At 59.7% G+C, this 20116-nt stretch carries 18 protein-coding genes; 9 read left to right on the top strand and 9 right to left on the bottom strand.

Features of this window, described 5'->3' with window-relative positions; genetic code table 11:
- Positions 1 to 94: 94 nt before the first annotated feature.
- From EDE09_RS07570 to EDE09_RS07560, 3 genes are read right to left on the bottom strand one after another with little or no spacing between them, the layout of a single operon-like run.
- Positions 95 to 874, bottom strand: coding sequence for an IclR family transcriptional regulator (locus EDE09_RS07570; protein WP_132409535.1), 780 nt, complete (start codon positions 872 to 874; stop codon positions 95 to 97).
- A complete protein-coding gene (locus EDE09_RS07565; protein WP_245505088.1) occupies positions 871 to 2823 on the bottom strand; it encodes a TRAP transporter fused permease subunit in 1953 nt (650 codons plus the stop codon). The genes EDE09_RS07570 and EDE09_RS07565 overlap by 4 nt, the downstream gene beginning before the upstream one ends.
- The gene (locus EDE09_RS07560) at positions 2820 to 3776 is read right to left on the bottom strand and encodes a TAXI family TRAP transporter solute-binding subunit (protein WP_105372921.1); all 957 of its coding nucleotides are present in this window, start codon (positions 3774 to 3776) and stop codon (positions 2820 to 2822) included. Before EDE09_RS07560 ends, EDE09_RS07565 begins: the two co-directional genes overlap by 4 nt.
- A 179-nt stretch (positions 3777 to 3955) precedes the next feature.
- Here EDE09_RS07560 and EDE09_RS07555 point away from each other — a divergent pair, with 179 nt between their 5' ends.
- Complete coding sequence (locus EDE09_RS07555; RefSeq protein ID WP_105372830.1) at positions 3956 to 5677, top strand: thiamine pyrophosphate-requiring protein; 1722 nt, start codon at positions 3956 to 3958, stop codon at positions 5675 to 5677.
- A gap of 143 nt (positions 5678 to 5820) precedes the next feature.
- Positions 5821 to 6951, top strand: coding sequence for a DJ-1/PfpI family protein (locus EDE09_RS07550; RefSeq protein ID WP_132409533.1), 1131 nt, complete (start codon positions 5821 to 5823; stop codon positions 6949 to 6951).
- A 164-nt stretch (positions 6952 to 7115) separates the two neighbouring features.
- Here EDE09_RS07550 and EDE09_RS07545 read toward each other — a convergent pair whose 3' ends face one another.
- The gene (locus tag EDE09_RS07545) at positions 7116 to 7967 is read right to left on the bottom strand and encodes an alpha/beta hydrolase (protein ID WP_132409531.1); all 852 of its coding nucleotides are present in this window, start codon (positions 7965 to 7967) and stop codon (positions 7116 to 7118) included.
- Positions 7964 to 8545 carry a glutathione S-transferase N-terminal domain-containing protein gene (locus tag EDE09_RS07540; RefSeq protein ID WP_132409529.1) on the bottom strand — a complete coding sequence of 194 codons (582 nt, stop codon included), beginning with the start codon at positions 8543 to 8545 and terminating at the stop codon, positions 7964 to 7966. The genes EDE09_RS07545 and EDE09_RS07540 overlap by 4 nt, the downstream gene beginning before the upstream one ends.
- 193 nt (positions 8546 to 8738) lie before the next feature.
- On the opposite strand from EDE09_RS07540, the gene EDE09_RS07535 reads away from it, so the two are divergent.
- On the top strand, positions 8739 to 9722 hold the full coding sequence (locus EDE09_RS07535) for a zinc-dependent alcohol dehydrogenase family protein (RefSeq protein WP_112799571.1): 984 nt from the start codon (positions 8739 to 8741) through the stop codon (positions 9720 to 9722).
- 12 nt (positions 9723 to 9734) lie between these two features.
- Here EDE09_RS07535 and EDE09_RS07530 read toward each other — a convergent pair whose 3' ends face one another.
- Entirely contained in the window at positions 9735 to 11339 is a 1605-nt protein-coding gene (locus EDE09_RS07530; protein ID WP_132409527.1) for an MBL fold metallo-hydrolase, read from the bottom strand.
- Positions 11340 to 11803: 464 nt separating this feature from the next.
- Between EDE09_RS07530 and EDE09_RS07525 the strand changes: the two genes are divergently transcribed.
- Entirely contained in the window at positions 11804 to 12247 is a 444-nt protein-coding gene (locus EDE09_RS07525; protein ID WP_105372920.1) for a host attachment family protein, read from the top strand.
- 310 nt (positions 12248 to 12557) lie between these two features.
- On the opposite strand, the gene EDE09_RS07520 is transcribed toward EDE09_RS07525, so the two are convergent.
- Together EDE09_RS07520 and EDE09_RS07515 are read right to left on the bottom strand one after the other, a co-directional pair.
- Positions 12558 to 13085 carry an Hsp20/alpha crystallin family protein gene (locus EDE09_RS07520; protein WP_132409525.1) on the bottom strand — a complete coding sequence of 176 codons (528 nt, stop codon included), beginning with the start codon at positions 13083 to 13085 and terminating at the stop codon, positions 12558 to 12560.
- A gap of 254 nt (positions 13086 to 13339) precedes the next feature.
- Positions 13340 to 13621: a hypothetical protein gene (locus EDE09_RS07515; protein ID WP_132409523.1), complete on the bottom strand. Its 282-nt coding sequence runs from the start codon at positions 13619 to 13621 to the stop codon at positions 13340 to 13342.
- A gap of 294 nt (positions 13622 to 13915) precedes the next feature.
- On the opposite strand from EDE09_RS07515, the gene EDE09_RS07510 reads away from it, so the two are divergent.
- Positions 13916 to 14746, top strand: coding sequence for a universal stress protein (locus tag EDE09_RS07510; protein ID WP_132409521.1), 831 nt, complete (start codon positions 13916 to 13918; stop codon positions 14744 to 14746).
- A 686-nt stretch (positions 14747 to 15432) separates the two neighbouring features.
- Here EDE09_RS07510 and EDE09_RS07505 read toward each other — a convergent pair.
- Complete coding sequence (locus tag EDE09_RS07505; RefSeq protein ID WP_132409519.1) at positions 15433 to 17271, bottom strand: heavy metal translocating P-type ATPase; 1839 nt, start codon at positions 17269 to 17271, stop codon at positions 15433 to 15435.
- Between the two features lie 276 nt (positions 17272 to 17547).
- Between EDE09_RS07505 and blh the strand changes: the two genes are divergently transcribed.
- The 4 genes from blh to EDE09_RS07485 are packed head-to-tail and all read left to right on the top strand — an operon-like array spanning position 17548 to position 20019.
- Complete coding sequence (gene blh / locus EDE09_RS07500) at positions 17548 to 18846, top strand: bifunctional sulfur transferase/dioxygenase Blh (RefSeq protein WP_132409517.1); 1299 nt, start codon at positions 17548 to 17550, stop codon at positions 18844 to 18846.
- The gene (gene bigR / locus EDE09_RS07495) at positions 18837 to 19184 is read left to right on the top strand and encodes a sulfite-sensing transcriptional repressor BigR (RefSeq protein WP_132409515.1); all 348 of its coding nucleotides are present in this window, start codon (positions 18837 to 18839) and stop codon (positions 19182 to 19184) included. Before blh ends, bigR begins: the two co-directional genes overlap by 10 nt.
- Positions 19181 to 19591 carry a YeeE/YedE family protein gene (locus tag EDE09_RS07490; protein ID WP_132409513.1) on the top strand — a complete coding sequence of 137 codons (411 nt, stop codon included), beginning with the start codon at positions 19181 to 19183 and terminating at the stop codon, positions 19589 to 19591. The genes bigR and EDE09_RS07490 overlap by 4 nt, the downstream gene beginning before the upstream one ends.
- The gene (locus tag EDE09_RS07485) at positions 19588 to 20019 is read left to right on the top strand and encodes a YeeE/YedE family protein (RefSeq protein ID WP_132409511.1); all 432 of its coding nucleotides are present in this window, start codon (positions 19588 to 19590) and stop codon (positions 20017 to 20019) included. Before EDE09_RS07490 ends, EDE09_RS07485 begins: the two co-directional genes overlap by 4 nt.
- Positions 20020 to 20116: the final 97 nt, after the last annotated feature.

The following is a 20116-nucleotide window of genomic DNA, read 5'->3' as shown; positions in this document are numbered from 1 at the left end:
TGCCGTTGCGACGTCGACACAGCTCCTCCTCCCTTGGCCCCCAAGATGCTGGGGCGGGAAAGTCAAGTCAACACATTTTCTCTCTATATGAGATTTATTGCGTGGTAGCCTGATGTCGGTGGGATGCCAGTGCAGCGCTGATCTCGCTGCCTGAACGGCGAACGTGCTGCCCGATCTCGTCAATCGTCGTGCCGTTGACGAGGCTGCCGGAAATGGTGACGCAAACGCTTGCAATCGGGCTCCGGCCTGCATCGAAGACGGGGGCGGCTATTCCGACTACGCCTGGCGTCACCTCGCCATAGGCAACCGCAAACCCCGCCTTTTTGACCCGTTTCAGGCTTTCCAGTACTTCTTCTATAGTGCTTCCTAGGCCGACTGCCTTCATGTCCGCCATTGCCCTTTCGATCAGCGGCACGAGATGCCGCTTGGGAAGAAAGGCCATGATCGAGCGCCCGATCGCGCCGCGGCTCAAGGGCATCGGACGGCCGCGGGGATAGGAACTGACGGGGTTCTTCACCGAACTGCGCGAATCGACACAAAGGATCTTTTCGCCGTACCAACGCACGACCAATGCGGTACAGCTGTATCGCGAAGTGAGATTCTCGAGATGTGGGGCGCCATTCAAGATCAGTGTGTCGGACTTCCTCAGGAGATAGTCCAGTTCAACGATCTTCGGCCCGAGCGTGAAACCCGTGTTCGGCATTGAGGTGAGAAGCCCCGCCGATTTCAGGATCTTGAGATAGCGATAGAGGGTGGGGCGGCTATAGCCCAACACCTCCATCATTTCTTCCGGCGTCCATTCGAGGCGATCTTCGCTGAAGACCTCCAGAACGGCCTGCAGACGTTCGAGACTATTGATCGCCTTTGTCGTCAAGTTATTGCATGCTCCACCACTTTTCTCCCGGTGACATAGGCGAATATCATCGCGGGTATCCCTACCACAAGTCCCACGGCATCGGTGTAGATCGCTCCCGGGAATGCGCCTGCGGGGATGAGCGAAAGGATGCCAGAGACGGCGAAAACGATCCGCATCAACGTAGATAAGCGGCTCGCGAAGTAACCGGCGAGTGCTGCCGACACCAGCCACATGCCGAACGTCGCGGTAAGGACCGCCCACGCCACCTCGCCAGTCTCTCCGATCAGCAGCAAGCTGGGGGAGTAGGCGAACATGAACGGGATCACGAAAGCGATCCAGCCGAACTTGCACGAGGCAAGCCCAGTCTTGATCGGATCAGCTTTGGCGATGCTGGCTGCGGCGAAGGAAGCGAGCGCAATCGGGGGCGTGATCATCGACATCATGCCGAAGTATAGAACGAAGAGGTGGGCCGCCATCGGATGCAAGCCGACCTCGACCAGCGCGGGTGCAACCAGCGAAGCCAGCAGTACGTAAACGGCCAGCGTTGGTAGGCCCATGCCGAGGATTATGCAGACGATGGCGGACATCAGCAGCAGGACGATCGCGCTGCCGCCGCCGAGCTGCACGAGAGCGTAGGTGAGATTGAAACTTAGGCCCGTGATATTCATCACGCCGATAACAATACCGGCGGCGGCCGAGATGACGATGATCTCGACGACGGATTCCCCTGTTTCCACGATTGTGTCGAGGAGTTGGCGGACGGATGCACGCATGCCGTCGTAACCGAAGACGGCGGCTGTCGCCACGACACTGGCGCAGGCAAGGAAGGCAGCGCGTTCTGGGAGCCAGTTCATTCCAAAGAGCGCATAGATCAGCAATCCGAAGGCGATCAGGAAGTGGAGGCCGCCCATGATCGTACGGCGGCTAGGGATCTGATCCTCCGGAGCGCTTTTGATACCTAGTTTGGCCGCTTCGAGGTCGGCCTGGATGAACAATGCGCCATAGTAGAGCAGGGCCGGGACAAGAGCCGCGAGCGCCACGTCTGCATAAGGTACCTGCAGGAATTCGGCCATCAGAAAGGCAGCAGCGCCCATGACGGGCGGCATCAGCTGTCCGCCGGTTGAAGCCACCGCCTCGATGGCGCCAGCCTTGTGCGCGGGATATTTGTCACGTTTGATCATGGGGATAGTGACAACGCCCGTTGCTACGACATTGGCGACAGCGGAGCCGGAGATCGAGCCGAACAGGCCCGACGCCACGACGGCGATCTTCATCGAGCCGCCGCGATAGCGCCCCATTGAGAGGAGCGCAGCATCCGTGAAGAATTTTGCGCCGCCGGTTGCTCCCAAGAGCGCGCCGAAGAATATAAAGGCCACCACGATCGTGGCGCCGACGGAGAGGGACAATCCGAAAACGCCATTGACATCGTAGGCCATGTAGCCTGCAAGCTTCTGCCAGTCCTGCGGACGGCCTGCCAATCGCCCCGGAACGATGTTTCCGAACATCGCATAGAGCAGGAATACGATCATGATGACGACGAGAACCCAGCCCGTGGATCGCCGCAAACCCTCGAGAAGCAGCACCAGCAGGATAATACCTGGCAGCCAAGCCTCGATCGGACGGGTGAATACGAAATTCACCACCGTAGCATAGTTGATGGCGATATAGGCGCAGGCTGTGAGGCTGAGGATCGCGCCGGCGACGTCATACCAGGGCAACGCCTGATCTGTCCGTTTCTCGCGATCAGGCCGATAGAGCATGAATGCGAGGGGCAGGGTCAACGCCAGGATGACGGCGAGGAACTGCTGCGGATAATAGGAGACGCCCATCATCCGGGGCACGTCCAGAGACCACGCCATCGCCGATAGGGTGACGGCTGCGGCAAGCGCAGCAGCCACAGGTCTCCATAGGCGGGCGGGAACGCCGAAATCGGGCTCCCTCGTGCGTTCCGCGTCCATGGCGGTCACTCTTTCCAAAGCCCGACTTCCTTGTAGAAGCGGATAGCGCCCGGATGATATTCTCCCGGCGCGGTCTCGCCCACCATGTTCTTGGGCTGGAATTCGCCGAAGGGCGGAAAGGCGGCTTTCATCGCTTCCTTGCTCTCATAAAGGATCTTCGTCATTTTATAGACGGCTTCCTCGTCTGCGGCGGAGTTTGTGAAGACAAGCTGCGGATAGGCGATGTAGGTGCCGGCTTCGCGTACGCCCGGAGTGGCCGGGCCGGGCTCCATCTTCACGACATATCCTGACTTCCAATGCTTTCGGATGGCGGCCTTCGCTTCCTCCGTGTCCGGTATAGTCAGCGCCCTTAGACCGCCCACGGCGGCGTCAGCCTCGCGCACCTTGCCTGCGCCATGGGCGAAGATGAAGCCGGCGCTCTGGCCAGAGATAAATGCATCTGCGCCTGCCACGACGCTCGGGACCTGAACAGGCCGCATATCCGCACGCGTCAACCCGGCGGTCGCATAGATGGCGTCGAGCTGCGGCAGGATCGTCTGTTGCGCCGTATAACCGTCGACCATAGGCTTGCCCTTAAGGTCGGCGATTGTCTTTATGTCGCTGTCGGCCCGCACGAAGATCGCTTCCTTGATCGGCATGATGAGCCCGACAATACGAAGGTTTTCGTTGACGCTGCCGGAAAACCAGGCCTCGCCTTTCAGGGCATTATTGAACTCCTCCAGATTGCCGACACCGAATTCGACGTCGTTTTGATTGACCAGCGGCATGTATTGGTTCGGGCTGGTTGCTGGCTGGATTGTCGCATTCAATCCCGCGTCGTTGGCCGCCTTCGCCACCGCCGTACCGATATTGTGGAAAATCGAGCCGGGATTTGAAGTTGCGATACCGACGGTCTGGGCGGACGCACTGCCGAACATGACGAGTCCAGCCGCCAGAGCGGCGGCAAACAACTGCTGCTTCATGATTTTCTCTCCTCCGCTTGTTTCCTCCATCGGCCAAGCAACCGACATAAAATCTCATTAAGAGAGATTATTGATCGATCATCTCTTGCATTTTGATAATTTACAAGTGCATTTTTGAGGTGACGCGAGTTGGTCGGGACGGCCGGGCGGGGCTGATAAACGGACACTGGGAGGACCTCATGGACGAAGCGACTGAAGGAACGGAGGTCCAAACGCTGACGACGGGCGCGGAATCCCTCCTTTTGGGGCTCAAGCGCAATGGCATCGATTACATCTTCGCCAATGCCGGTACGGACTTTCCGCCGATTATCGAAGCCTTTGTGTCGCTTGATAAAAGCTCCGTTCCCGAACCTATCACGGTCCCGCATGAGACTGCGAGTGTTGCCATGGCCCACGGTTATTACCTCGTCACCGGCCGGCCGCAGGCGACGATGGTGCATGTCAATGTCGGCCTGGCAAATTCCGTCATGGGAGTGATCAATGCGGCGAGCGACAACGTTCCCGTGGTGGTGCTTTCAGGGCGTACGCCGATCACCGAAAGCGGCCGCCGCGGTACCAGAGTGACGCCCATCCAGTATGGGCAGGAGATGTACGATCAATCCTCGATGGTAAGCGACGTCACCAAATTTCACTATGAAATGCGCTACCCGGAGCAGGGCGAGATCCTTGCGACCCGTGCGACGCGCCTTGCGATGAGCGAGCCGCGCGGGCCGGTCTATGTCAGCCTTCCACGGGAGCCTTTGATGGACGCTGTCCCGCCTATTGCCGGGCAGTCGGTTTCCCCGCAAGCGGTATCGTCGGTCGCCTATCCCGACCCGGAGGCGATCCGAACGGCTGCTGCCTGGCTTGCCGCGGCTCGCGCGCCGCTTGTCATATGCCAGCGCAGCGGTCCCGATGGAAAGGCGGCCGCGGAAATCCTTCGATTTACGGAGGAGTTCGCCATCCCGGTCGTCGAGCCCTACACGGTGCGAAACGTGATGCCGTCGGAGCACTCGATGTTTCTCGGCTATGACGTCAAGGCGCCGCTCAAGGAGGCGGACGTCGTGCTGGTGATCGACAGCGCCATTCCCTGGATGGAGTCGCTCCACCGCCCGGACAGTAATACGCGGGTAATCCAGATAGGGCCCGATCCGCATTTCCAGCGCATGCCGATCCGCGGTCATCGCAGTGATCTTGCGATCGTCAGCGATCCGGCCGCGGCCATGGCCGCGCTTCGCGAGGCGGTGCGGCCGTTGGCGGGCGGTGCCGAGGAGCGGCGGAGGATGATCGCCGCGCGGGCGCAGCAGCGCGTGGAGCGCGCCGCCGCACTGGCTGCTGCAGGGTGTGAGAGCCCGATGTCCGCCGAATGGATGAGCCGCTGCATTTCCGAGGCGATCGACAGTCGGGCGGTGATTTTTTCTGAACTCGGCGTCGTACCGGAGGTGATGAAGGTGAGCGGTCCCAATCGCATCTTCAACAATCCGCATTCCGGCGGGCTTGGATGGGGACTGCCGGCAGCGCTCGGAGCGCAGCTTGCCGACCGCAACAGGCTCTGCATCGCCTGTATCGGCGATGGTTCCTATATGTTCGCCAATCCTGTTGCATGTCATCAGATTGCAGAGGCACTGGAACTCCCTATTCTAACAATCGTCAAAAACAACGGCATTTGGAACGCGGTCCGCCGGTCCGTCGTCAGCAGTTATCCGGATGGGGCGGCAGTTATGGCGAACAAGATGCCTCTCGTCTCGCTTGAACCTTCTCCGGACTACAGCGCGATCGCGGCCGCAAGCCGAGCTTACACTGAACGGGTCGAGCACGGGCGCGACCTTCCGGGGGCACTGGAGCGCGCCATTGGCGTGATCCGCAAGGAGAAAAGGCAGGCGATGCTCGAACTCAGGATTGCCGTTTCAGACGACCGCTGAAATCGGCGTAAGCCCAAATTCTCACGACGGCTTTTATCTTTTCAGTCAGACGCGTGCTTTGGTAGTATTGCGCTAATCAGCGAAAGCATCACGTGGAGTGACTGCTCTCAAAGACTCGTGGATACCGTCGGAGCAGTTCAGCTATGCGGAAATCCGTCTTGATATGGGGTGCCGCCGCGGTTGCCACTCTTGGCATGGCAGGTTTTGGCGGTTGGATGATCAGCCTGCCGTCTGGTACGAGGGCTGCAAATGCACCCCTCGTACCGCAGGCGGAGGCGGACGCGATGCTTGCTTCGCTCAGGCCAACCAAGCGCGAGCGGCCGCTTGTCGCGGTCATCGGCATCAACGATGCCACCGAAACGACCGACTATCTCGTACCTACCGGCATCCTGCGGCGGGCGGACGTCGCCGACGTGATGATGCTGGCAACCAGGCCGGGGCCGGTTCAGCTCTATCCGGCCCTGAAGGTCGAGCCGGACGCGACGATCACGGAGTTCGACGCCAACCATCCCGACGGAGCGGACTACGTGCCCGCCATGAGCCGCGACGACGATCCGGCAGCGCTTGCATGGCTACGGAGCCAGGCGGAGAAGGGCGCGAAGATCATTGGTATCTGCGCCGGCGCCAAGGTCGTCGGCGCTTCAGGTCTTCTCGATGGGCGGCGCGCCACCACCCACTGGTATTACCTGAGTGAAATGCTTCGCCGCAGCCCGACGATCGAATATGTAGCCGATCGCCGTATGGTGTCGGACGGAAACGTCGCCACGACAACCGGCATCACCGCCTCAATGCCGATGATGTTGACGTTGATCGAAGCGATCGCTGGCCGAATTAAGGCCGAAGCGGCGGCTCGTGATCTCGGGCTCGAGCGGTGGGATGCGCGGCATGCCAGCGCTGCTTTTAAACTGACTCGACCGTTTGCGACGACCGTACTTGCCAACCAGGTGGCCTTGTGGAACCGGGATGAGCTCGGCATCCGCGTCGAGCCGCGCATGGATGAGGTGTCGCTTGCCCTGGTGGCCGATGTCTGGTCGCGGACCTACCGTTCGAGCGTCACGATCTTTTCCACCTCGACGGATGTCGTAGAAACGCGCAGCGGTATTCGTGTCATGCCGGACCAGGTGCGTGTGAACTGGCCAGAAGGGCGTCGCGCGTCGACCTTTCCCGACCGGAAGCCGGCGGATGCGCTCGATCAGGCGCTGGAGGCGATTGCGGGGCGCTACGGTCACCCCACCACCAATGTGGTCGCCATGCAGCTCGAATATCCGCGCTGACCACGCCCGAAGTGCCGGCTATAACCGAATGTGCGGTAGCGCCTGCAGGTCAGTCGGCATCAATGCCCGATCCATTTCGGTGCGAGATTATAAACGCCGACTCCTTGCCGGCATCATAGACGTTGGCACGATCCAGTTCTCAACCCTCATTTGGCCTGTTACTGTTACTGGGCGGATGTTCGGACATGTTCGTCGATGGCGGAAATGATCTGTCGCCAATCTTCGGGATGAATTTCATGGCCGCCACCCTCTACCTTTACGAGCTTTGCATCGACCACAGCTCGCACCAGTGCCTCGCCGTGCGCCAGCGGGAAGACTGGATCGGCCGTGCCATGAAGGACAAGAAGCGGCGCCATCATCTCGTTCAGCCGGCCCCGCCATATTTCGCCGACCTCAAAGAGGATGCTGTGGTTGGTGGCGCTGAGATAACCTCCGGAGCGGTCGAAATCTCGTTCAAGGAAGGCTCGGGTCCCGGCTTCGTCGAACGTATGTGCCGTCCCGGCGGTCAGGCGCGCATCCTCGACCAGATATGCGACGGCGTCTGAGCGGTCCGACCAATCCGCCTCCACGGACATATGCTCCATCCAGGCCTCGCCGCTCGGAGGGAAATGCGATTTGTCCACCCCGACCGGCGAGGTGCTGATCGCCGTCAGGGAAAGCACGCGTTCCGGAAACTTCAATGCGGCGCCTTGGCCGATCATGCCGCCGAGAGAAAAGCCGACGAGATGCGCGCTCGAAATCGCGTAGCCGTCGAGCACGCGGAAGACATCATCGACGGCGTCGTTGAAAGTGTAGCCGGGCCGACCGGGCGGATATTTTGTCGAAAGACCTGTGTCGCGCTGGTCGTAGCGGATGACGAAGAGGCCCTGTTCAGCGAGCCGCCGGCAGAATTCCTCCGGCCACCACAACATCGATGCCATCCCGCCCATGATCAGAATGACGGGTGGATGCACCGGGTCGCCGAAGCTCTGCGTGGCGAGCTCGAGCCTGTCAGTGCGGATAACAAGCTCACTCATGCCAAGCCCTCCCGGCGAAGCGCCGCTTGTACGGCGGCCCGCTGTTCGATCCGCGCGATATAATCGCCAAGGGGCTCGGGCAGCGGAAAGCCGAGTTGAGCTGCACCCCACGCCAGTTGGAAGAGATAGGGATCAGCGACAGTGAATGTCTCTCCAAACAGATATCCCCGCTCCAATCGGCCTGCTGCGAAGCCAAACCAGTGCAGTATTTCCTGAGCGGTCTGCTCCCGGATGCCTTCAGGAAGCGACAGGTAAGTGGGAAAGCGCTTGTGAATCTCGGTCGCGATGAAACTCAGCATTTCGAGCAGGCGCTCGCGGCCCAGATGACCCTGCGGCGCGAGCTGCGGTGCGCGATCGGCGACCCAGGCCAGGATCGCGACATTTTCGGTCAGCACCTCGCCGTCGTTGAACTCAAGCGCCGGCACGTAGCCCTTTGGGTTGATGGCCGTATAGCTGCCGCCGCCTTCGATCTGCTTCGTCTCGATGTCGACCTTGACCAGCTTGAACGGGAGTTCAGCCTCCAGCAATGCGATGTGGTCGGCGAGGCTAGTGAAGCCGGGCGCATAGTAGAGCTTCATTGATCCATTTGCTCCTGATATTGATTGCAATTTGCAACTGGTTGCATAATAGCGTACCGATTTTATTTTGCAATCGGTTTTTGAGGAGGCAGATCGGGTGTAGTTTATGGAGCGACTTTCCGCGGAAGCTCGCAGGCGGAGCGGCGAGCCAGCGACGCCTTGCAACGGATGGACGATTGCGCGGAGGTTCCTTATGAAGGCCATGGTATTGCATGAGGTCGGAAAGCCGCTCGAACTGGTGGAGCGGCCAGATCCTGAACCGAAAGCGGGAGAGCTCCGTGTCCGGATAGAGGCATGTGCGGTCTGTCGGACCGATCTGCATGTGGTCGACGGGGATCTTCCGAACCCAAAACTTCCGCTTGTGCCCGGCCATGAGGTCGTCGGCATCGTGGATGCGGTCGGGGAGGGAGTTCCCCCGGCGAGAATCGGTTCACGAGTCGGGATTCCCTGGCTCGGCCATACCTGCGGTCATTGCGGCTATTGCAAGTCGGGGGCCGAAAACCTTTGTGATGATCCTCTTTTTACGGGCTACACGCGGGACGGCGGTTTCGCCACGCATGCGGTGGCAGATGCTGCCTATGCCTTCGATCTTCCGATGGCGGCCGACCCTGTTGCCTTGGCACCACTTCTCTGCGCGGGCTTGATCGGCTGGCGATCCCTGAAGAAGGCGGGAGAAGGCAGGCGGATGGGGCTTTACGGGTTCGGAGCGGCCGCGCACATCATAGCGCAGGTCTGCCGCTGGCAAGGAAGGCAGGTCTACGCCTTTACGCGGCCGGACGACAGGCAGGCGCAGGCTTTTGCCCAGGAACTCGGTGCGGCATGGGTGGGTGGTTCCGATGAGCCGCCGCCGGCGCCATTGGATGCGGCGATCATTTTCGCTCCAGTCGGCAGTCTGGTGCCGGCAGCATTGAAGGCAATCAAAAAGGGTGGGAGGGTTGTTTGCGGTGGCATTCATATGAGCGACATTCCGCAGATGCCCTACGCCCTTCTTTGGGAGGAGCGGCAGGTGGTCTCCGTCGCGAACCTCACCAGGGAAGATGCGCAGGAGTTCTTCCCGACCGCGGCGGCAGCAAACGTGAGGACGCATACTGTCGTCTATCCGCTCGCAGATGCAAACCGCGCACTCGATGATCTTAGGGAAGGGCGCCTGAGCGGCGCAGCCGTCCTCATCCCCTGACAAGTTAACGCCTTACTCCTCGGAGCCCGAGAGGGCACGTCTGACCTTTCGCAGGATTGCTCCGCGAGCTTTTTCGTCCGCCGCCCTGTCCAGTTTCTCCTGGAGATCCAGAATCAGAGACTGGAAGTCGTTGTGCCAGTCCCTACGGCCAACCTGCAATGCGTTGAGCCTCGGCGGAGCCTGCGCGATGGAAATCTCTCTCGGTTCCCTGGGCGTCAGAGCATACTCGGCATCGAGCGATGGCTCTATGACCCTGACGTGAGGCTGCAGGGTGGAAATGCGCTCCTTCATGGCCGCGACTGCGGGCAGTTCCCCATGGACCAGAAATACGGCTCTCCGGACCGGCGCGCGTGCCGCAAGCCATGCAGCGAGTTCCGGCCCGTCGGCATGGCCGCTGTAGACGTCAAGCTTGCGGATGCTTGCTCTTACGGCAATCTCGTCGCCCTGGATCCGGACGGTAGGGGCACCGTCTTCCAACAGGCGTCCCAGCGTTCCGGTAGCTTGATAGCCTACGAGGAGAACGGTCCCTTCCTCCCGCCACAGCCAATTTTTCAGGCGATGTCGTATACGGCCAGCCTCGCACATGCCACTCGCCGCGATGACGATGTGGAAACCTCGCATGTTGTCAATCGCCTTGGATTGCTCGGCGGTTTCGGTAAACCGGACATTCCTGGCTCGAAGGGCACGAAGCAGCAGGTCACCGTTCTCGAGGTCCCGGGCATGTTTCTTGAAGACCTCGGTTGCTCGCAGGGCCAACGGAGAGTCGATGACGATCGGGCATTGGTCAATCTGGTGTCTCTCCATAAGATTGATCAGGTCGGCCAAAAGCTCCTGAGTACGTTCGACGGCGAAGGATGGTATAAGGAGAGCTCCGTCCCGGTGGCGACAGGCATGGCGGACCTCATCACGCAACATGGTCCGCCGCGCTTCGTCGGAAGGATCGTGGCGGTCGACGTCGCCGTAGGTGCTCTCGCAAATCACATAGTCCCAGCCGGGAGGGGCTTCAGGATCGAATTGCAGCAGCTTGTGGCTCGGGCCGATATCGCCTGAGAAAAGAAGCCGCTGGCGCGCCGCGGCCGTCCCGATCTCGACCTCGATGGAGGCTGATCCGAGAAGATGCCCAGCATTCCAGAAACGGAAGCGGATGGCCGGATCCAGTTCCTCCCATTGCTCGAACCCAACAGTTCTCATCTGAACCAGAGCGGCCATAGCGTCAGCCGCGGTATAGATCGGATCGACAGATTTGCGGCCCCGCCGCTCATTGCGCCGGTTGAGTTGCTCCACTTCCATTTCCTGGATGTGAGCGGAATCGGGCAGCATGACTGCACACAGATCCAAGGTCGCCGGCGTGCAAAAGATCGGACCGGCAAAGCCATCCTTAACGAGCTTGGGAAGCAAGCCGCTGTGATCGATATGGGCATGTGTGAGGAGAACCGCATCCAACGATGAGGGTGCGAACGGAAAAGGACGATAATTGAGTTCCTTTTCCGTCTTTGAGCCTTGAAACATCCCGCAATCGATGAGGATTCGGATATCTCCGAACTCAAGGAGGAAACAGGAGCCGGTTACAGTGCCGGCTGCTCCGTGGAACGCGATACGCGGGGAGTGATCGTTCAACGCGGGCCTCCTTGTGTCTTAAATGAATAGATATCGTATTTCTCCGTCTAACTCATCCGCACTGTCGGCAAGTTGACGGAAATCACCGTACTTATGCTCTTCAAAGAGCAGTTACGCTCTCCGGATCGGGCGGCGTTCACGTCGCTGTTCCGCTTCTCAAGATTGCGGTTCTTCCGCCGGTCGGCGAATATGCGGTAACCATTTCGCCGGGCGGCCGGAAGCGGTGGGCCGGATTTGGCGATCTCCTCGAGCAGGCCCGTCATGTCGGGGAGAGCGGAATTTTTCGGTCGCATATTAAGATCCGCACGTCTTCCAGGACGGTCTCCATCTTTTCCGCGGATGGTATCGAGCAGCGTCAAAGGCGCTTCTGGTGGCCGAGCCCAGAACGGTAGGATGATTGATGCTGATCAAATCCGTCCCTTCTGAAATGATTATCCTGCTCCTATCTCCAAGGAGGGTGTGTGATGAAGAGCAAGGTCATTCCCTACGACGCCTGGGTGCTCGTTGCGGACGGGCAGAAGGCACTTTTGCTGCGCAATACCGGTACGGCGTTTAAACTGGCGTTGGAGGTCGAACAGGTGATCGAAGCGCCTGACAATCCTTCGGCACGTAGCCAGGGGACGGACAGGCCCGGTCGAGCGGCGGTCGGTAGCCGACGCAGCGCGCTTGGACAAACCGATTTCCATGAGCAGGAAGAGGAACACTTCTCCGTCACTGTCGCCGAGAGGTTGGAGGCGATTTGCGAAGAAAAGAAAGTCCATAAGCTGGTGGTCGTCGCACCGCCGAAGGCGCTTGCAGACCTGCGTCACGCGATGCCGGTCTCGGTCAGAAAGCTGATCCTTGCAGAGTATGATAAGGATCTTATCAAGCTACCGGTGCAGGAAATCGAAAAGCACCTGGCCTTCTAGTCTGAAAGAGACCGCCGGATACTGCCTGCCGGTCTCTTTCAACTCATGCAACCCCGCGGTATTCAGCAATTGCTTCAATAACGACGTCTGCGACTGCAGACGCCGGGCCGCTCATCGAAACTCCGGTTCGTAGTGTCCAAGCTGATGGTATCTGCGGGGCGACTCACCAGCAATTCTCCCGTCTCGATCCGCCCGACCACGTTATGGATATGTTGGAGCGGTTGGAGCGGCTGTTAGCTATTGGCCGACTAAAAAGAAAAGGCGCGCAAAATATTGATGCGCGCCGGGTTGGAAAGCAAGAGCCGGTCGATCAAGCAGCTTTGATCTCAACCTTGCGCTCGTTCTTCTTAGCTTCTGCGCTCTTGGGCAGCTTGACCTTCAAAATGCCTTTATGGAAGGTCGCCTCCACCTTCTCGGCGTCAATCCCGTCCGGAAGCTGGAACGTCCGCTGGAAGGAGCCATAACGGCGTTCCGAGACGTGATATTCCTTCTGCTTTTCTTCCTTTTCCTCGGTCTTCTCACCGCGGATGATCAGGTAACCGTTCGAAAGCTTCACATCGAGGTTCTTTTCGTCGATGCCAGGAACTTCCGCGGTGACTTCAAAAGCGTCGTCGTTCTCAACAATATCGACAGCCGGCGCGGTGGCCCAGCCGTTCAACGACGGCATGGCTCGGCCGAACAAGGAGCGTTCCGGATTACGCCAGGAGGTCGGAGCGAAATCTTCGAACAGCCGATCAATCTCATTGCGAAGCGTTTGGAAGGGAGACCAGAAGGGACCAGCCGGTTGTACTGGCTTTTCATCCTTCTGAACGGGCAGTTTCGTCGCAGCCTCAACCATTACATTCTCCTTTGCTGTTAAGGGACTTTATGCAGCGCAAACAAGCGCTCTCCTCGTCCCGGTGGCAGCTCTTCATCGAGCACCGTAATTCAAGCTCGTGTCAGATTTGCACGCATTGACCAGCATCAATGATATATGGCCGAGGAGCTTCGATGAATTTTTCGATTAGGCAGGGAGCAAGTTCCTGTTGCCTATACTCGTGGTGGCGGTTTACGGAACGGATGTCTTTCCACCGGCCGTTAAAGCCAGCAACGCTATCGCGCATGCAGGGAGCGGAAGGTGCGGATGTCCTCAGACGTCACGCGAATATGGCCGACGGCGTCGAATTCCTTCCTGTCGAACTTGTCACTTGCGATCTGGCTAAAGAGGTCGACATATTCTTGGAGCCTGAATTCATCTGCTCGTGGCGGATTGGCGATGGTTTCGAGCGCGTCATGAGTCACAAGCACGACCTGGTCGCCTGTTCCCGAATCCATCAAGAGGCGGCCTTCGTCTCCGTCGGATGTCATAAATCCTGACTTGAGCTTCAATGGCATAGCATCCTCCTCGCTGTAGAAGGCTCCAGTATAGGCATGTCCCGCATATCTTCAGTGATCGAGATCAATGCTGCGGGCACCTCTAGGTTTCTGTCGGCCCCACCATTGGTCGCGTGTTTGTATGAGAAGGTGGAGCATCTGGAGAACGTTAGTCCCCATCAATGATCTTCGGGGCTGTGGTTCTATGCGTCGAAATTCGCCAACCACTTTGACGCAGATCATCGTTGCCCGCTGCTACGCGGTTACAACTTTTCGGTATCAGGTCAATTAAGGCCCATCGTGAGGGAACGTGCCATGCCTTTCAAGACAGTTCTTGCCGTCATAGGTGCCTCCGGCGCTGCGTCCGATATCAAGAAAGCTATCGCACTCGGCTCGGAACTCGAGGCTCACCTTTCCATCGTTGTTGCAGGCCTGGCCCTACCGCCAAATGTCGGCGATTTTCCAGCCGGTACCGCATGGCTCGATCAGCGATACGATGAGCTGAAAATTCTCGATGAGATCCGGAAGAAGGCGGAAGCAGAATGCAAAGCAAGCGGGCTGTCTTTTGACGTCGGCGAAGTCTATGCCGAGACTGTCACGCTCGACGAGGAGATATATAGGCGCGCGCTCTATGCGGATGTGGTCATTCTGGGCGATGGAGTTCGCGGCGATCCTCAACTTGCCAAGGCGATCATAAACGGTGCGGTCTTCGATGCCCACCGACCGCTTCTCCTGGCCTCCAAGGAGCGTGCGTCGACTTTGAAGCCCAAACGGATATTGCTCGGTTGGAATTCTCGGGGCGAGGCGGCTCGCGCCGCCCGAGAGGCGCTGGACATGTTCGTTTCCGCGGACCTCGTTTACGTCGTGCTGATCGATCCAGACAGTTCCTATTGGGAAAATGGCGGAGAGCCTGGCGCGGACATGGCGACCTATCTTGCCCGGCACGGCGCCACCGTGCAGGTCGAGCAGGTTGCCAGCGGCGGACGGCCCGTCGCCGAAGTTCTGGAGCAGCGTGCGCTCGATTTCGATTGCGATCTGATCGTCATGGGAGCCTATGGGCATTCGCGGCTTCGCGAGAGGATATTCGGTGGCGTCACGGCCTCGATCCTGGACAGGTGCGATTTTCCCGTCTTCCTCGCCCGCTGATCCGATGTCGCGACCTGCTGTATGCGGGGTGGGAAACAGGGTTGGACCAGATCAATGCCCGCAGCCGGTGCTGCGGGCATTGTCGTGCTCCGATGGCTATCTGAAGCGCGGCTGACGACGAATGTTCGCCCACAGCTCATTTCTGATAGCGAAGGGACCCAAAAGCCGTTGAAGCTGCCTGATCTCGGCCTCGTCAATGCCATGGCAACCGCAGAATGCTTCGACACTGATCGTTTCTTCGGGGGAAGAATTATTCGGACTTGGCAGTTTGCCATGGCCGCGGGCGTCAGATGGACGATGTCGTTCCCATAATTTCTCGACTGCTGCGCGATGAAGATCCAATGACGCCTCCTGCATGTGCCTGAGCTGGACGTTCATGCCGGCGAACCAGGCAAAGCCTCCAATTGTTATTGTAGCCACCCCCCGCGAAGATCATCTTTGATCCCTCTCAAAGACAGTTCCTTTTGTCCCTGCAATAATTTCAGCGGCATCTTCCAGGCCGCCTATGACGGCTCGACGCCTGGCTTCCTTGAAAAGCGGGCCGCCGCGTCGATCCTGCCGGGAACTGCGTTTCATCCATGGCGGACGGATCAATCTTTGCCAGCGGGCGTGGAGCCCGCTCGCCGAAACCCGCATAGACGGCATCGGCGTCCGTCAGATGAAGCAGCAAGCAGCGCCCATTCTCTTCATCGCGGGTTTATCCTTAGCGCCCGAAGCGCGTTTAGAATGACGGCGACGTCGATTGCCTCTTGCAGGATTGCTCCCTCGACCGGGCGCAGGAAGCCGAGCGCTGCAGCCACCATGGCGAACACCGAAAGGCCGATCCCTACGACAACGCTCTCGATCGCAATCCTGCGTGATCGCCTGGCGATCTCTATCCCGGTACGGAGCCTGTCGATCCTGTCCACCAGAAGGACGATGTCCGCTGCTTCGGCGGAGGCGGCGGCTCCCCTCGCGCCCATCGCGACGCCGACGTCTGCCGCCGCAAGGGCCGGCGCATCATTGACGCCGTCCCCAACCATCATGACAGGTCCGTTCTTTCGCTCCGTCAGTACCACCAGTACCTTCTGATCCGGAGTGAGGCTGGAACGAATTCCATCGAGACCGAGGCCATCGGCGACACGTTCGGCTACAGCGGCGCGATCTCCGGTGGCGAGCAGAATACGCCGGATGCCTTCGTGGCGTAACCCGTCAAGCATCTCCGCCGCCTCTTCCCGCACCGGATCGGCCATCAATATGTAACCAACCAGCCTGTTTGCAATCGCGACAGCGACGACAACCGAACCGGCTGCGGTTTCCGGAATGGAAAATGGCGTGGCTTGGACGCGCCTTTCCACGAAGCCATTGCCGCCGACCGTCACCTCCTTATCGTCCACGCAGCCCGCTATCCCTTCTCCCGCCACCTCGTTTACCTCCGACGGCAGAGCGAGAGGGAGATTTCGCCGCCGGGCCGCCGCAACGATAGCCTGGGCGATAGGGTGCTTCGATGCTTGGTCCACGGAGGCGGCAAACCGTAGGATTTCGTCCTCAGTGTAGCCCAACGGGCTGTGGATCGAGGCGATCTGGGGCCGGCCGTCGGTGAGCGTCCCCGTCTTGTCCAGGACCAGAGTGTGGATGCGAGCCATGTTCTCGAGTGAATGTGCGCCCTTGATAAGGACGCCGAAATGGGCGGCACGCGAAAGCCCCGCCACGAGAGCCACGGGCACCGCCAGGATCAACGGACAGGGCGTCGCCACGACCAGCACCGCGACCGCCCGGATCGGGTCTCTTGTGAACCACCATGCGGCAAAGGCAATCATCACAGTGATCGCCAGGAATCCTATCGACCATCTGTCGGCGAGCCGGGACATGGGAGCCTTGGAGCGTTGTGCGTCCTCGACCAGGCGCACAATACCTGCGTAAGTGCTATCTTTGGCTTCATGCGTAGCGATGAGGTCGAACGCGTCTCCTGCGTTCGTCGAACCGCTCAGCACGTCTTCGTTTCTGGCGAGCGATACGGGAAGAGATTCGCCGGTCAGTGCGGACATGTTGACGAAGGCGCCATTGGCGGCGACGGTCCCGTCAACCGGGACGATGTCCCCCTGGCGGATGAGAAGCCGATCGCCGGGCCGGATGCCATCGACCGGAAGTTCCTGAAGGCCTACGCCGAAGTAGCGTGTCGCTGTCCGCGGCACTCGGGAAAGCAAATCGTGCATTTCGCGGCGGGCTCGCCCATCGGCGAAGCTCTCGAGGAACGTGCCGCCCGTATACATCACAGCGACAATCGTAGCCGCCAACGTCTCGCCAAAGGTGAGCGCTGCTGTCATCGAAAGCGCCGCAACTATGTCCAGACCCGTTTCCCCGTGCCATAGACTCCGGAAAATTTCCATGAAGAGCGCCATCAAGACGGGGAGGGTGGCGAGGGTCCAGGCAAGCCGCGCCGCTTCGTCCCAGCCGGAAAGGGATAGTCCAAGCCCCAGGAGGAGCCCGCCGATCGCGACAACGAGGAGAACGGCCTTCAGTCGATCTTCCCTCGAGTGGTCCATGTATCAGGCCTCCGGTAAAGCAACAGCAACCGCCATTCCGGTTAGCGCTGACCCGGACCTTTGCCACTTGGAGGCGTTCTCCAGCGTCGCGGCAGATCCGCAACAGGCAGATCGATATCAACACCAGGAGTACGGCTCGAACAACTATATATGGAAAGATATCGAACGAGAAAGCTGGACGAGCGTCCGCTTCGAGCGTGCCCTTGAAATTATATCAATATATAATATAATATAATATAATATAATGAATATTGAGTTGAGCTAACGGAGCTAACCATGCCTGTCATCGAGATATCCAAAAAGCTGTCGATCTCGCCGCAACCGAGCATCGAGGACATCCGGTCGTTTCGCGACAGAGGCTTCCGAACGCTCATCAACAACCGGCCGGACAACGAAGATCCCGCCCAACCGGGGACCCACGCCGAACAGCAGGAGGCAAAACACTGCGGCCTCTCCTACGCCTTCATCCCTGTCACGGCGGATACGATCACCGAAGCGGATGTGCGGGCATTTCAGCGCGCCGTTAAGGAGTCGGACGGGCCGGTTGTCGCGCATTGTCAGACGGGCAAACGTTCCTTGAGCATCTATTTGATCGGTGAGGTCCTTGACGGCCGCATGTCTGCCGACGAGGTCGTGGAGTTCGGGCGCGGTTGCGGGTTCGACACCAGTTCAGCTGCAGCCTGGCTCACCAAGCATGCCGGGCGCAGGCCGCAGGTGAAGGGCTTTTTCGACAAGCGCACCTGGAGCGTCCAATACGTGGTGTCCGACCCGGAAACGGGCAACTGCGCCATCATCGATCCCGTGTTCGATTTCGACGAGAAGGCCGGAGCGACCGCGACCATCAATGCCGATGCGATTCTCGACTATATCCGCGACAACAATCTCACAGTCGACTGGATCCTCGACACCCATCCGCATGCGGACCACTTCTCAGCGGCACAATATCTGAAGCAGAAGACCGGCGCTCAAACGGCCATTGGGGAGCACGTGGTGGACGTCCAGAAGCTGTGGAAAGGCATCTACAACTGGCCGGAGCTCGCGACCGATGGTTCGCAATGGGACCGGCTGTTCGCCCATGGCGAGACCTTCAAGATCGGTTCGATCGAGGCCAAGGTGCTGTTTTCGCCCGGACATACGCTTGCCTCCATCACCTATGTGATCGGTGACGCCGTCTTTGTGCATGACACGCTCTTCATGCCAGACAGCGGCACCGCGCGCGCGGACTTCCCGGGTGGTGATGCACGGGTTTTATGGAAGTCGATCCAGGGTATTCTGGCATTGCCGGATGAGACCCGGATCTTCACCGGCCACGACTACCAGCCCGACGGCCGCGCGCCTCGCTGGGAAAGCACTGTCGCCGAGCAAAGGAAGTCCAACCCGCATATTGCCGGAGTGACGGAGCGAGAGTTCGTCGCGCTGAGGACGAAGCGCGACAAGACGCTGCAGATGCCGAAGCTCATCCTGCATGCCTTGCAGGTGAATATCTGCGGCGGCCGCCTGCCAGAACCGGAAGCCAACGGCAAGCGCTACCTGAAGTTTCCGCTGGATGCCTTGCAAGGAGCCGCGTGGGAATGAGTACCGACCTGAAGATGATGATGAAGGCAGGGCTGTCTCCGGCGGAGATGTCCCTGCGCGCGGGCGAGGTGGCAAACCTGTTGAAGACGCTGTCCCATCCGGCGCGCCTGATGATCGTCTGCACCCTGGTGGAGAGCGAGTATTCCGTCGGGGAGCTTGAAGAGAAGGTCGACGTCCACCAGCCGCATCTGTCGCAGCATCTCACCGTGCTGCGTGGCTCGGGCGTCGTCAAAACGCGGCGGGAGGGGAAACAAATCTTCTATCGCCTGACGGAGGAAAAGGCCGCGCTGCTGGTCGGCGCTCTTTATGACATCTTCTGCGTGAAGGAAGGCAAATGAACACATATCTCCCCTCATTGGTCGGGGGCATGTTGATCGGCACATCTGCTGTCATGCTCCTGCTCCTCAACGGCCGCATCGCCGGGGTCAGCGGGATTGTCGGGCGTCTTGCGCAAGGGATCGGCTTGACCACCAATGTGGCCTTCGTCCTCGGATTACTCCTCGGGCCGCTCGCCTATCTGCTCGTATTCGGCGGCTGGCCCACTGTGCAGATTACGGCAGGCTGGCCGCTCATCATCGTCGCCGGACTGCTCGTCGGCTTCGGCTCCAGGATGGGGTCGGGCTGCACCAGCGGCCACGGCGTCCTTGGCCTGGCTCGCCTGTCGCCGCGCTCGATGGTGGCCGTCGCCACCTTCATGACGGCGGGTGTGGTCGCCGTCGCAGTGCTGCGAGGATTCGGATTATGAACCGCCACGCATCTCAATTCTCCGCTGCGCTTGCTTCGGGCATCGTCTTCGGTTTCGGGCTGTCCTTGTCCGGCATGCTAAATCCTGTCCGCGTCCAGGGTTTCCTCGACATCTTCGGCGCCTGGGACCCAAGCCTGGCGTTCGTTCTTGGCGGCGCGGTCGTCGTCGCCTTCGCCGGCGTGCAGGTGATGAAGCGGATGGAGCGTCCGGTACTCGACGACAGCTTCCATGTGCCGACGGACAATCGGATCGATGCACCCTTGGTGGTCGGTTCGGCTTTGTTTGGCCTGGGCTGGGGGATTGGCGGCTTCTGTCCCGGTCCGGCCGTTGCATCCCTGTCGGTCGGCCTCCCCCAGACGGTCCTATTCGTCGCAGCCATGCTGGGCGGAATGACCTTGTATGACAGAGTATGGAGCAGACGGACGTGATCTGCGGCGCGGCTGGCAGTGCGAAAACGGCAGTGCCGTGGATGTTTGAACTGACAACCTTTGTGACAAGACGGCCGTTTGACCTGCCTCAATGAAG

Origin of the sequence: Neorhizobium sp. S3-V5DH, assembly GCF_004343065.1 — a bacterium.
Classification (GTDB): domain Bacteria; phylum Pseudomonadota; class Alphaproteobacteria; order Rhizobiales; family Rhizobiaceae; genus Neorhizobium; species Neorhizobium huautlense.
The sequence above is the reverse complement of the archived record's forward strand: the minus strand, read 5'-3'. Positions and strand labels throughout refer to the sequence as shown.